Origin of the sequence: Cellulosimicrobium sp. 4261 (assembly GCF_040546915.1) — a bacterium.
In the GTDB taxonomy this organism is placed as follows: domain Bacteria; phylum Actinomycetota; class Actinomycetes; order Actinomycetales; family Cellulomonadaceae; genus Cellulosimicrobium; species Cellulosimicrobium cinnabarinum.
Genome location: NZ_JBEPOQ010000018.1, coordinates 31,682 through 44,386, shown reverse-complemented (window position 1 = coordinate 44,386; position 12,705 = coordinate 31,682). Strand labels below are relative to the sequence as shown.

Annotated in this window: 10 protein-coding genes; 6 read left to right on the top strand and 4 right to left on the bottom strand. The window is 75.4% G+C overall.

What is annotated here, in order from left to right; all coding sequences use genetic code 11:
* The first annotated feature begins 72 nt into the window (after positions 1–72).
* Positions 73–780 carry a TetR family transcriptional regulator gene (locus tag ABIE39_RS17050; protein ID WP_175009994.1) on the top strand — a complete coding sequence of 236 codons (708 nt, stop codon included), beginning with the start codon at positions 73–75 and terminating at the stop codon, positions 778–780.
* Between the two features lie 41 nt (positions 781–821).
* Complete coding sequence (locus ABIE39_RS17045; protein WP_209828561.1) at positions 822–1,865, top strand: NAD-dependent epimerase/dehydratase family protein; 1,044 nt, start codon at positions 822–824, stop codon at positions 1,863–1,865.
* A 96-nt stretch (positions 1,866–1,961) separates the two neighbouring features.
* Here ABIE39_RS17045 and ABIE39_RS17040 read toward each other — a convergent pair whose 3' ends face one another.
* Together ABIE39_RS17040 and ABIE39_RS17035 are read right to left on the bottom strand one after the other, a co-directional pair.
* Complete coding sequence (locus ABIE39_RS17040; RefSeq protein ID WP_074802899.1) at positions 1,962–2,405, bottom strand: OsmC family peroxiredoxin; 444 nt, start codon at positions 2,403–2,405, stop codon at positions 1,962–1,964.
* Between the two features lie 114 nt (positions 2,406–2,519).
* Positions 2,520–3,251 (bottom strand): hypothetical protein, encoded by a 732-nt coding sequence (locus ABIE39_RS17035; RefSeq protein WP_175009996.1) that lies wholly within the window; start codon positions 3,249–3,251, stop codon positions 2,520–2,522.
* A 297-nt stretch (positions 3,252–3,548) separates the two neighbouring features.
* Between ABIE39_RS17035 and ABIE39_RS17030 the strand changes: the two genes are divergently transcribed.
* The 4 genes from ABIE39_RS17030 (at position 3,549) to ABIE39_RS17015 (ending at position 10,021) form a co-directional block, all read left to right on the top strand.
* Positions 3,549–7,151, top strand: a complete 3,603-nt coding sequence (locus ABIE39_RS17030; protein ID WP_209828563.1) for a S8 family peptidase — start codon at positions 3,549–3,551, stop codon at positions 7,149–7,151.
* Positions 7,152–7,336: 185 nt separating this feature from the next.
* A complete protein-coding gene (locus ABIE39_RS17025; RefSeq protein ID WP_175009998.1) occupies positions 7,337–8,029 on the top strand; it encodes a DUF4241 domain-containing protein in 693 nt (230 codons plus the stop codon).
* An 88-nt stretch (positions 8,030–8,117) separates the two neighbouring features.
* Positions 8,118–8,666, top strand: a complete 549-nt coding sequence (locus ABIE39_RS17020) for a hypothetical protein (RefSeq protein ID WP_175009999.1) — start codon at positions 8,118–8,120, stop codon at positions 8,664–8,666.
* Between the two features lie 125 nt (positions 8,667–8,791).
* Positions 8,792–10,021 carry an alpha/beta hydrolase family protein gene (locus ABIE39_RS17015; RefSeq protein ID WP_354052733.1) on the top strand — a complete coding sequence of 410 codons (1,230 nt, stop codon included), beginning with the start codon at positions 8,792–8,794 and terminating at the stop codon, positions 10,019–10,021.
* Between the two features lie 10 nt (positions 10,022–10,031).
* Here the strand turns inward: ABIE39_RS17015 and ABIE39_RS17010 are convergent, their stop codons facing one another.
* Together ABIE39_RS17010 and eboE are read right to left on the bottom strand one after the other, a co-directional pair.
* Positions 10,032–11,450, bottom strand: coding sequence for an alkaline phosphatase family protein (locus ABIE39_RS17010; protein WP_175010001.1), 1,419 nt, complete (start codon positions 11,448–11,450; stop codon positions 10,032–10,034).
* Positions 11,447–12,700: a metabolite traffic protein EboE gene (eboE, locus tag ABIE39_RS17005; RefSeq protein ID WP_209828571.1), complete on the bottom strand. Its 1,254-nt coding sequence runs from the start codon at positions 12,698–12,700 to the stop codon at positions 11,447–11,449. Before eboE ends, ABIE39_RS17010 begins: the two co-directional genes overlap by 4 nt.
* Positions 12,701–12,705: the final 5 nt, after the last annotated feature.

Below are 12,705 nucleotides of genomic sequence, written 5' to 3'. Positions count from 1 at the left end.
CGCCGTTGACTCACGGTCAACAACGCTACGCCTGTTGTTGACTCGCGGTCAACAACAGCGTAGAACGGTGTCATGCCCCGCACGCCCACCCCCGCCGGTCCCTCCGGCCTCGACGGCTCGGTGCGCACCCGACCGGGCGCCCGCCGACGCCGCGAGCCCGCCGACCGGCGGCGCGAGCTGCTCGACGCGGCCTCGCGCCACGCCGACGAGCACGGCCTCGACGCCCTCACCCCGGCCGCGGTCGCAGCCCGCTCGGGCGCGTCCAGGGCGCTCGTCTTCCACTACTTCGCGTCCACCGCCGGGCTGCGCCGGGCCGTCGCGCTGGAGGCGGTGGCGGAGCTCGAGGCGGCGACGGTCGCACCGGACGATCGTCCCCTCGGCGAGCGCCCCGCGCTCGCCGTCGCCTCCTACCTCGACGCGGTCGAGGCGCGCCGGCTCGTGTGGCAGGACCTGTGGCGCGGGGTGCTCGCCGAGGACGACGCGACCCAGGAGGCGCTCGCGCGCGTCCGTGACGGGCTGGTCGCGCGCCTGACCTCGACCGTGAGCGCCACCACCGCGGACGCGCTGCCCACGACGCCCCGGCTCCGGCTCCTCGCCGCGGGCTGGGTCGCGCTCGTCGAGAACGTCACGGCCGCGTGGCTCGGCGGCGGCGACCTCACCCGCGCGGACATCGAGAGCCTCGTGCTCGCGAGCGCCGTCGTGCTCGTGCCCGAGCTCCCCGAGCCCGCGCGCGGCGCCGTCCTGGCCATCGCCCGGGCGAACTCGCCCGCGGCGGGCTAGCGTCGGGGCGACGGGCAGCGGACGAGGTCGGGAGGCAGCGCATGCGCGTGGTGGTCGTCGGAGCGAGCGGGAACGTCGGCACGGCGGTCCTGCGCCGGCTCGCGGAGGAACCGGTCGTGACGTCCGTCGTGGCGGTCGCGCGCCGGGTGCCGCGCGCGGACGGCTCGAGCACCGTGCGCTTCCCGCACGACGTCGCGACCTGGCGGTACGCGGACGTCGCAGCCCCCGACGCCGACCGGCGGCTCGACGCCGCGTTCGCCGGGGCGGACGTCGTCGTGCACCTCGCGTGGGCGATCCAGCCGAGCCACGACCGCAGGCGGCTGCGGCGCGTCAACGTCGAGGGCACGCGCCGCGTCGTCGAGGCGGCGCAGCGGGCAGGCGTCGCGCACGTGGTCGTGGCGTCGTCGGTCGGCGCCTACTCGCCCGCCCCGTACGCGGGCGACGCGCGCGACACCCCGGTCAACGAGGGCTGGCCCGTCGAGGGCGTCCCGGGCTCGTCGTACTCGGAGGACAAGGCTGCGGTCGAGACGCTGCTCGACGACCTCGACCGGGAGACGGGCCTCGTCGTCTCGCGCGTCCGCTCGGCGCTCGTGTTCCAGCGCGACGCGGGCTCCGAGATCGCGCGGTACTTCCTGGGCCCGCTCGGCACGCGCGTGCTGCGGCGCGACCCGCTCCCGACGGTCCCGCTGCCCGACGGCCTGCGGCTCCAGGTCGTCCACGCCGACGACCTCGCGGACGCCTACGCGCGGATCGTCGTGGGCCGGCACCCCGGGCCGTTCAACGTCGCCCACCCCGCGGTGCTCACGGCGCAGGACGTGGCCGACGTCGTCGCGGACGGCTCGCTGCGCACCGTCCCCTACGCGACGGCGCGGACCGCCGTCGCCGTCGCGTGGCGCGCGCGCCTCGTCCCCGTCGGCGAGGGCTGGCTCGACATGGCGATGCGCGCGCCCGTGCTCGACACCGAGCTCGCGACGGAGCTGCTGCGCTGGCGCCCCGTGCACGGCGCGAAGGACACGCTCGCCGAGCTCGTCGACGGCATCCGGGCGGGCGCCGGGACGTCCTCGCCCCCGCTCCTCCCCCGCTGACCGGACCGCGCGCGGCGTCCCGCCCCCGGCACGACGGACCCCGGGTCGCGCACCGCTGGACGGTGCGCGGCCCGGGGTCCGTCGTCGGTACCGGGGTCAGCTCTCGAGCGTGGCGTCCAGCGTGATCGTCGGGACGCCCGCGAGCGCCTTCGAGACGGGGCACGTGGCCTTGGCGGCCTCCGCCGCCTGCTGGAAGCCGGCGGCGTCGATGCCCTCGACCTCGCCGCGGACGGTCAGCGCGATCTCCGGGATCTGGAAGCCGCCCGCCGGGTCCGGCGCCAGGGTGACCTCCGCCGTGACCTCGAGCGAGACGGGCGTCGCGCCGGCCTCGCCGAGCAGCGCGGAGAACTGCATCGCGTAGCAGGACGAGTGCGCGGCGGCGATGAGCTCCTCGGGGCTCGTGACCCCGCCCGCGTCGTCGGCGGCTCGACGCGGGAAGGACACGTCGTACGTCCCGACCTTCGAGCTCGAGAGCTCGACCTGGCCCTGGCCGTCCTGGAGGCCGCCGTTCCAGGCGGTGCGTGCGATACGGGTGGGCATGCGAGATCTCCTTCGACGTCGTGGGTCCCGGGCAGGACCCGGTGCCCCGACCGTAACCCGCCGGGCCGCGCCCCGCCGGGACGGGGTGCGTGAGGTCTGCGTCACCCGACGCGGTCAGCCGAGCGTGCCCGCCGGGCGGTAGACGACCGACGACGCGCGGTCGTCGAACGAGCCGAGGCTCGCGCAGTGCGGCGTGCAGTTCTTCTTCGCGCCCGCGTAGGAGGTCGAGTCGTAGAGCGTCGCCCAGCACCCGGCGTACGTCGACGCCGAGGAGACGACGTTGTTCATGAGGAGGTTCGCGAGGTTCGGGAAGCCGTACGTCGAGCCGGTGTGGCACCCGTTCGTGCCCGACCCGTAGAGCACCTTCGACGCACCCTTGTAGCCCGGGTCCCGCCAGAGCACGCCGAGCACGATCGAGCTGGCCGCGGCCGCCGTCGCACGCTCCGTCGCCGCGGCGCGCGGGCCCGCCGTCGTGGTCGCGTTGAGCTCGGCGACGAGGCCGTCGACGTCGACCCGCGTGGCGCGTGCGAGGCGCGACGGCGCGACCTCGTCCCCGGACACGAACTCGAGCGCCTCCTCCAGCGAGTCGAAGCACGCCTCGTCAGCGGCGGGCAGGGTGGCCGGGTCCTGGCCCGGGAGGAGAGGCTGCGCCCGGACGGCGCAGCTCTCGCCGGTCGCGACGGGCGGGTCCGTGGCGGGGAGCGCCGCGAGGTCGCCTCCCGGGGCGGCCCGGACGTCCGACGACGAGGCGAGCGCCGGGCCGGCGACGGCGCCCACCAGCACGAGACCGGCGACGAGACCGGCGGACAGGCCGGCGGACAGGGCGCGGAGCGGAGTGCTGGTCATGGTTCTCCTTCTGCGTGGGCCACGCCCCCGGGTTCGCACCCCGTGGACCTGACGCGGGAAGGGGACTCCCACAGGACGGCCACGTCCCGTGACCCCGCCCGCATCCTAGGGCGGGCGGTCCCCCGGGGCCCGGCGGAGGTCCCCTGCCGCTGGGCAGGTCGGGCGGTCGTTGGTTACCGTGCTCGGGTGGCCTCGGTCCCACCCGGGCGAGACCGCTGGGAAGGACCCATCCACGAACCCTTCGCCGAACCGGCACTGCCGGGGAGATGAGTGTCGATGAAGCACCGTTCTCTACCCGTGTCACTGACCGCCGCCGCCGCGAGCCTCGCGGTCGTCGCGGCCGCCGCCGCACCCGCCGCCGCGGACCCGCCGCCCGACCCCGGCAACGCCTTCGGCGTGCAGTCGGGCGCGTCCCTCGAGCCGACCGAGAAGGTCGCGCCGTCGCTCGCGAAGGCGACCGGCACGGTCACCGCGTTCGTCGAGCTCGACGCGCCGTCGGCGGTCGACCTCACGGCGCAGGGCGCGAGCCCCGACGAGGTCGAGGCCAACGCGCAGGAGGTCGCGCAGCTCGCGGACGACGTCGTCCCGCAGCAGGCGACCGCCCGCAGCGCGGGCGCGCGCAACCCGCAGCAGGTGTCGGTCACGAGCACGCTCGTCGCGGGCGTCGTCGTCACGGGCGACGCGGCCCGCGTGCGCGACCTCGCGCGCGACGCCTCGGTCCGCACGGTCTACCGGATCATCCCCAAGCAGCCCGCGAACAAGGGCACGGACGTGTTCACGCGCGCGCTCGAGACGTGGCAGAGCACCGGCCTCACCGGCGAGGGCGTGCGCATCGGCATCATCGACACCGGCGTCGACTACACCCACAAGGCGTTCGGCGGCCCCGGCACCCAGGAGGCGTTCGACGAGGCCTACGGCGACCGCGGCACCGGCCCGGTCCCCGAGGGCACGTACGACGAGCTGAAGTTCCTCGGCGGCCACGACTTCGCCGGCTACGACTACGACGCGAGCGGCACCGTCCCCGGCACGACCCTCGTCCCGACGCCCGACGAGAACCCCATCGACTCGCTCGACTCGGTCGGCTCGGGCCACGGCTCGCACGTGGCCGGCACGACGGCGGCGTACGGCGTCACCGCGGACGGCGAGACGTTCGACGGCGACTACTCGACGCTCACGGACATCTCCGACTGGCAGGTCGGCCCGGGCTCCGCGCCCGAGGCGGGCATCTACGCGCTCAAGGTGTTCGGCGACCTCGGCGGCTCGACGGGCGTCGTCGTCGACGCGCTCGAGTGGGCGGCCGACCCGAACGGCGACGGCGACCTCTCCGACCGCCTCGACATCGTCAACCTCTCCCTCGGCTCCGACGGCTCGCCCGCGGACGACCCGGAGAACCTCTTCATCGACCAGCTCTCGCGCCTGGGCACGCTGTCCGTCATCGCGTCGGGCAACGCGGGCGACGTGACCGACGTCGGCGGCTCGCCCGGCAACGCGCGCACCGCGCTGACCGTCGCGAACTCGGTCGGCGACACCCAGACGTTCGACGCGGTCCGCGTCGAGGCGCCGGAGTCCCTCGCCGGCACGTACCCGGCGCAGAACTCCCAGGCGTACGCGGGCACCGCGGACGTAACGGCCCCGGTCGCGTTCGTCGCGGACGACTTCTCCGGCTGCACCGCGTTCACGCCCGAGCAGGCCGCGGCCGTCGCGGGCAAGATCGCGTTCCTCTACTGGGACGACGACGACGCGACGCGCGCGTGCGGCAGCGCCGCGCGGTTCAACAACGCGGAGGCCGCGGGCGCCGTGGGCGTGCTGCTGTCCTCCGAGCTGTCGTCGTTCGTCGCGGGCATCGCCGGCAACCCCGGCATCCCCGGCGCGCAGCTCACGGGCCCGAGCCACGCGGCGCTGCGCCCCGCGATCGAGGCCGGCGAGGTCACGATGACCGTCGGCCCGTCGCTCGCGCTGTCGTCGTTCGTCTCGATCCCGGAGATCGGCGACACGCTCAACAGCGGCTCGTCGCGCGGCGTGCACGGCTCGCTCGGCGTCGCCAAGCCCGACGTCGCGGCGCCCGGCACCGGCATCGCGTCCGTCGCGTCCGGCCGCCTGGTCGGCGCGAGCATCAAGTCCGGCACCTCGATGGCCACCCCGCACGTCGCGGGCATCGCGGCCCTCGTCAAGCAGGCCCACCCGGGCTGGGCGCCGGCCGAGGTCAAGGCGTCGGTCATGAACACGGCGACCCACGACGTCTTCACCGGCCCCTCGGGCACGGGCACCGCGTACGGTCCCGAGCGCGTGGGCTCCGGCCGGGTCGACGCCGTCGACGCGGCCTCGAACACGACCCTCGCCTACGCGTCGCAGGACTCCGACCAGGTGTCCGTCGCGTTCGGCGTCGTGCCCGTGGGCGCGGACCCGGTGACGGTCCGCAAGACCGTGACGGTGCAGAACACCGGCGACACCCCGAAGACGTACTCGACCGGCTTCACGCAGTCGAGCACGGCCGGCGGCGCCACCGTCTCCGTCGCGCCCGCCTCGGTCACCGTCCCCGCCGGCCAGCGCACCGTCGTCACCGTGACCCTCACGGCGGACCCGGCGACGCTCGCCAAGGAGCTCGACCCGACGTCGTCGGCCGACTCCGGCGTCGGCGTGCCGCGCGACTTCGTGTCCTCGCTGAGCGGTCGCGTGGTCCTCACCCCGACGGACGGCGGCAGCGAGCTGCGCGTCCCCGTGCAGGCGTCGCCGCGGCTCGTGAGCGACCTGTCCGGCAAGCCCGTCGCCTTCCCGGGCACCGTGACGACCGCCGAGCTCGACCTCGACGGCCGCGGCGTCGACTCCGGCGGCTGGACGTCGATCGTCGCGCCGTTCGAGCTCAAGACGACGAGCCCCCGCCTCGAGGCGGACGCGGCGGTGGGCGCCTCGGCGTCGGCCATCGCGGCGGCCGACGTGCGCGCGGTCGGCTTCGCGTCCACGGCGCCGCAGGAGGCCGCGGCCGGGGGCGACCCCGCCGACGGCGTCATGGGCATCGGTGTCGCGATGGACGGGGAGTGGGCGAGCCTCGGCTCCGTCTCGATCCCCGCGGTCGAGGTCGACGTCGACTCCGACGGCTCGGCGGACTTCGAGGTCGCCGCGGTGAAGTACAACGCCGAGACCGACCTCACGCTCGCCGCCACATACACGCTCAAGGACTGGACGGCTCCCGACGGCACCGAGTACGAGGCGGGCGACAACGTCGACCTCCAGCCGGTCAACTCGGTGTGGGGCGACGTCGACACCTCGGTGTTCGACAACAACGTCGTCGTCATCCCGGTCGGCATCGGGTCGCTCGGCATCGAGGAAGGCGACGTGCCGACCTTCCAGGTCCTCACGTACTCGCCGTACTCGCAGGCGGCCGACCAGCTCGTCGACGCGAGCGAGACGTTCACGGCCGACCCGTACGACCCGGCCTACTGGTTCGGGGGCGAGAGCGAGCTCGTCTACGTCGGGGCCGACGACGCATCGATCACCGTGCACCGCTCGGAGTCGGCGGTCGAGGCCGGCAGCGGGAAGCTCCTGCTGCTGCACCTGCACAACGCGACGCCGACCTCGCGCTGGCAGACCGTGGACGTCGCGACGTCCGCCGTCGTCGACGCGACCGTCACGGCCGAGGCCCGCTGCCTCGGCGGCAAGGCCCACGTCGCGGTGCGCGTGCTCAACGAGTCGGGCGCGACGGCCGACGTCGTCGTGACCACGCCGTACGGCGAGAAGACGTTCCCGAACGTCAAGGACGGCAAGAACGCCTACCGGTCGTTCTCGTCGCGTGCCGCGTCGTTCGACGCGGGCTCGGTGACGGCCACGCTCACCGCCGAGATCGACGGCGAGGAGGTCACCACGACCTACGACGCCGACTACGAGGCGCTGAGCTGCTCGTGACGCCCGCCGCCTGAGCGCTCCTCGCGGACGCTCGAGCGACACCGCCCGACGGCGCCCGGTCCCACGGACCGGGCGCCGTCGGCGCGTCCGGGGCCGCGTCGTGGCCGCGGCCGCCGCGTGGGGATGCCGGCCGCCGCGCGGCAGCCCCGCCGCCCGCGTGGGCGCGGCCCGCTACGCTCGCGGGCGTGAGCGACTTCCCCTCCCCCGACACGTTCTTCGCCCTGCGCCCCGGCCCCGCCGTCGGCACGGGCGCGGCCGACGGCCCCGACTACACCCTGACGGTCCACGACCTGGGCGAGCTCGTCCTCCCCAGCGGGCGCCTGGAGGCGTCCGACCCGTTCACGCTGCTCGGGCACGGGCTCGTCGTGCCGGTCGAGCCGGGCCGGTACCCGGTGCGCGTCACCGTCGCCGACGTCTCCGACGAGCAGGACGGCTCCCACCTGCGGGAGGCGTACCTGAGCGTCGTGCTCGCCGAGGGCGAGGTCGCCGCCGTCGAGCCCGTGGTCCCGGAGGGCGCGGACGGCCCGCCGGAGGCGGGTGCCGCCTACGGCGTGCCGGTGGACGCCGGGACGGTCGCGTTCGCCGACGCCGACGCCGTCGCGCGCCTCATGCCGCAGGGCGACTGGTACGACGAGGTGTTCGACGACGGCACGGACACGAGCTGGTTCGCGCTCACGGACTCTCCCGACCACCTGCGCGAGGGATCGGCGAACATCCTGCTCCCGGGTGCGCAGGACGGCGAGAACGTCGTGCTCTCGCACTCCGGGTGGGGCGACGGCTTCTACCCGCTCGTGCGGACCGTCGCCGCGGACGGCACGGTGCTCGGCCTGCACCTCGACCTGCTCGTCGCGCTCCCCGACGACGAGGACGACGACTAGAGCGGGCACTGCTCCCCATGGAACGGGTGGCCGGGGGCGGCTAGCGTTCCGGGGCAGGTGACGACGCACGACGACGGGAGACGACCCGATGGCCTGGTGGGAAGACGAGAAGCCGTCCGCGAGCCGGCTCGCGGACCAGCTCGCGGACTCGAGCCGTCCCACGCAGCCCGCCTCGCCGTACGCCGACGACCGCTCGGGCTCCTGGGCCGTGCTGCCCCTGTGGCTGCTCCTCGGTGCCGCGCTCACCGCCGGCGGGGTGGCCCTGCTGGTGTCGATGCGGTCCGCGACGGGGGTCTGTCTCGGGACGACGGTGCTCGCGCTGGGCCTGTTCTACCTCAGCCAGTACGGCGTCCTCGCCGGGTACGTGCTGCAGGTCGGCCGCCTGCGCCGCCGTCGCGTCGAGGCGGCGCTCGCGCACCAGCCGCCGCCTGCGCTGACCGACCACGACGTCCGGCAGTTCCACGTGCCGATCCGGCCCTCGTACGCCGGGTCGGCGTTCGTCGGGTTCCTCGACCCGGGCGACGCCCCGGCACCCGCCGGGCTGCGCGCCGCGCGGGTCGTGGGCGGCGTGTGCTCGGCCGTCTTCGTCGTGGGTCTCGTCGCGACGCTCGTCGTGGGCGCCGTCACCCGCGCCTGACCGACCGCCCGCGCGGCTCGCCGACCGCGCACGGGCGTGCGCACCGCTCGCTCGCCGCGCGCCCGTGCGCCGACGCTCCTAGCCTGGAGAGCGTTCCGTACCTCCCAGGACGGCAGGGGCACCTCATGACCGGGCACGGCACGCACCGGAGCAGCCTCTCCGGCCGCTTCTCCCACGACCCCGACCTCGACTTCGAGATCCGCACGGTCCTCGGCGGGGCGTTCAGCGGCGCCGCCGACGTCGGCGAGGCGCTCGCGGCCGTCGCCGACGTCGGCACGGACCACCGTGCGTGGTTCCGCGCCTGGGACGCGCTCGGGGACCGCCTGGCCGCGACCGGCGAGTCGTGCGCGGCGCGCGGGCACCGCGTCAGCGCCGCCTCCGCGTACCTGCGTGCGGCGACCTACCTCGGCGTCGCGGTGAACGCGGTGTCCGGGCTCGAGGACGACGCGCCGCTGCTGCCGACGTTCCGCAAGCACCGGGCGGCGTGGGACCGCTGGGTCGACCTCGTGGACCTCGACGTCGAGCGCTTCCCGATCCCCTACGAGGGCACGACGCTCCCGGGGTACTTCTTCCGCGCCCCGGGCGTGGACCCCGCGGCACGCGGACCCGTCGTCGTCGCGGTGAACGGCTCGGACGGCTCGCTGCCGGCGCTGTGGTCGGCCGTCGTGTCCGGGGCGGTGCGCCGCGGGTACCACGCGCTCGTGTTCGACGGCCCGGGCCAGCAGTCGGTGCTCTTCGAGCACGGGGTCCCGTTCCGTCCCGACTTCGAGGCGGTCCTCACGCCCGTGCTCGACGCGGTCGTCGCGCGGGCCGACGTCGACCCCGACCGCGTCGCGCTCTACGGGATCAGCCAGGCCGGCTACTGGGTCACGCGCGCGCTCGCGTTCGAGCACCGCCCGGCCGCGGCCGTCGTCGACCCGGGGGTGGTCGACGTGGCCACCTCGTGGGAGCGCGAGGTGCCGAAGAGCCTCCTCAAGCTCCTGGACAAGGGCGACGACCACGCGTTCGACCGCGACATGGCGCTCGGCCTGCGCCTGTCGAAGGGCGCTGCCCGCACATGGCGCTTCCGCGCGCGCCCGTACGGCGTCGAGGGGTACGCCGCGACGCTGCGCGAGGTCCGCCGGTACGACGCCTCCGACGTCGCCGCGCAGGTCACGACGCCGCTGCTCGTCACGAGCCCGGAGGACGAGCAGTTCTGGCCCGGCCAGCCGGAGCGGCTGGCCGGGCTCGTCCCCGGCGCGACGCTCGTCACCTTCAGCGACGACGAGGGCGCGAGCGGGCACTGCGAGCCCCTCGGGCGGGCGCTCGTCGAGCAGCGCGTGCTCGACTGGCTCGACGAGCGCCTCGCCCGGTAGCGATCGCTCGTCAGACCCGGACGCCGAGGCCCTGCAGCTCGAGCACCAGGCCCTTGATGGCGGCGGCCGGGACCTGCCCGGACCCGTTCTCCACCACGCCCGCGACCGACGCCGGCACCTCCGGGTCCGAGCACAGCACGAGCGGCGTGTCGGCGGAGGAGTCGGGGAGCCGCCCGTGGGAGCCCTTCACGTACGACGCGTCGAGCGGCACGGTGCTCATCGCGTACCGCAGCCCCACCTTCTTCTTGACGAGGTTGAGGCCGGCCTTCGCCTTCGCGAGCCGGTCCGCCGGGTCGAAGAACAGCTCGGCGGGGTCGTAGCCAGGCTTGCGGTGGATGTCGACGCCGCGCGCGTACTCGGGCGCGCGGGCGTCGTCGAGCCAGAAGTAGTACGTGAACCACGCGCCGGGCTCCGCGACGACGACGAGGTCGCCCGACCGCTCGTGGTCGAGCCCGTACCGCGCCTGCGCCTCGCGGTCGAGCACCTCGTCGACGCCGGGGACGCCGCGCAGCAGGTCCGTGACGCGCCGTCGGAGCGCCGGGTCCTGCTGGTCGCCGAGGTACACGTGCGCGACCTGGTGGTCCGCGACCGCGAACGCGCGCGACGTCCACGGGTCGAGCTGCTCCTTGCCGTCCTGCACGTAGACCTCGAGGAGTCCCTCCCGGCGCAGGATGCGGTTGAGGTGCACGGGCCGGTCGGCGTCCGCGATCCCGTACTCGGAGACCACGAGGACGGTGACGCCCTGGTTCGCGGCGTCGTCGAGCAGCGGCGCGAGCGTCGCGTCGAGCTCGGCCGCGGCGGCGTCGGCCTGGGGCGACGTCGGCCCGAACCGCTGGAGGTCGTAGTCGAGGTGCGGGACGTACGCCATGGTCAGGTCCGGCGCGTGCGTGCGCAGCACGTGCCGCGTCGCGTCCACGATCCACCGCGACGACGTGATGTCCGCCGTCGGGCCCCAGTAGGTGAACAGCGGGAACTCGCCGAACCGGCCGACGAGGTCGTCGTGGAGCGCCGGCGGGCGCACGTAGGCGTCCGGGGACTTGCGGCCGTCCGCGTGGTAGACCGGGCGCGGGGTGACGGTGACGTCCGTCGTCATCCCCATCGCGTACCACCAGCAGACGTTCGCCGCCGAGTACTCGCCGCGCGCCCGGCGCGCGGCCTCCCAGAGCTTCTCGCCCTCGACGAGGCGGTTGTGCTGGCGCCACAGGTAGACGTCGCCGAGCTCGCGGAAGTACCAGCCGTTGCCCACGATCCCGTGCTCCGCCGGGCTGAGCCCGGTGAGCATCGTCGACTGGACGCTGCACGTCACGGCGGGGAGCACCGTCGCGAGCTCGGACTGCCAGCCGTTCGCGGCGAGCTGGCGCAGTCGCGGCATGTGCGCGAGCGCGGTCGAGGTGAGCCCGACGACGTCGAGCAGCAGCACGGGCTTCATGCGGTCCTCCTGGTCATGCCCGGGTCGGCCGCGGTGTCGTCCGCGGTCGGCCCCGAGGGCGGTTCGGTGTGCGCCGTCCCGGCGGCAGCGACGTCGTGCGCCGCGGCGAGGTGGGTCGTCGCCCAGCGCAGCTCGGCCGCGATGCCGGCGACGAGCGAGTCGGTGGCGGCCCCCTCGGGCAGCACCGCCCACGTGTACGTCTCGACGTCGAGGTGGGCCTCGTCGCCGTGCGGCGCCGCGCGGACGGCATCGACCGCCTCGCGCAGCACGTCGGTCGTCGCGGCGAGCGGCGCGGCGGGCTCGTGGTGCAGCGGCACGTGGAAGTGCACGCGCCACGGACCCTCCGCGGGCAGCGCGCCGCCCAGCGCGTCGGGCAGGTCGTCGGCGGCGAGCACGTCGCCCGTCGCGGTGAGCTCGCGCACCTGGTGGATGTACCGCTGCTCGGCGAACGCGCCGACGGCGGCGCGCGCCGCGTCGTCGGCCGGGGCCGCGACGTGCAGCGCGGCCGACGCCTGCACCTTGACGACCCGCAGTCCCGCGTCGGTGACGCGGCGCACCGTCGCGGCGGTGCCCGCGCGGCGGTCCGCGAAGGACACCGCGAGGTGGCACGTGTCGAGGCACACGCCGACGTGCTCGGGGTCGATGCGCCGGTCCGCCGGCACGTCCGGCCCCGTGCGCGCCGCGAGCCAGGCCACGACGTCGTCCACCGTGTCGAGCACGCAGCCCGGCTCGGGCTCGACCGCGACGCGCACGACCTTGCCGGTGCGCTCGCGCAGGTCGCGCAGGCCCTCCCCGAGCGCGGCGAACGCGCGCGTCGCGGCGTCGTCGTCGGCGTCGGTCCACGGCTCGCGCCACGCGAGCGGGAGCGTCGAGATCGACCCGGCGACGCCGTCGGGCAGGAGCTCGGCCAGCACCTCGGCGCACTCGAGCGTGTACGCGAGCCGCTCCGGGTCCGCCCACGTGGGCGTGTAGACGTCGAGCTTGACGACGTCGGCGTGGAAGCCGCCGTACGGGAACGCGTTGAGCGTGTGGACCTGGAGGCCGTGCTCGTCGAGCACGGACCGCAGGCGCACGCGGTCGTCGGGCGAGCCCGCGAGGCGGTGCGCGAGCACGGCCGGCATCCACAGCCCGACGCCCAGCACGTCCAGGCCCGCGGCCTCGCGCACGGGCGCGGCGTAGCGCACGAGCTGGTCGAGCACCCCGTCGAGGTGCTCGGCCGGGTGGACGTTGGTGCAGTACGACAGCAGCATGGTGG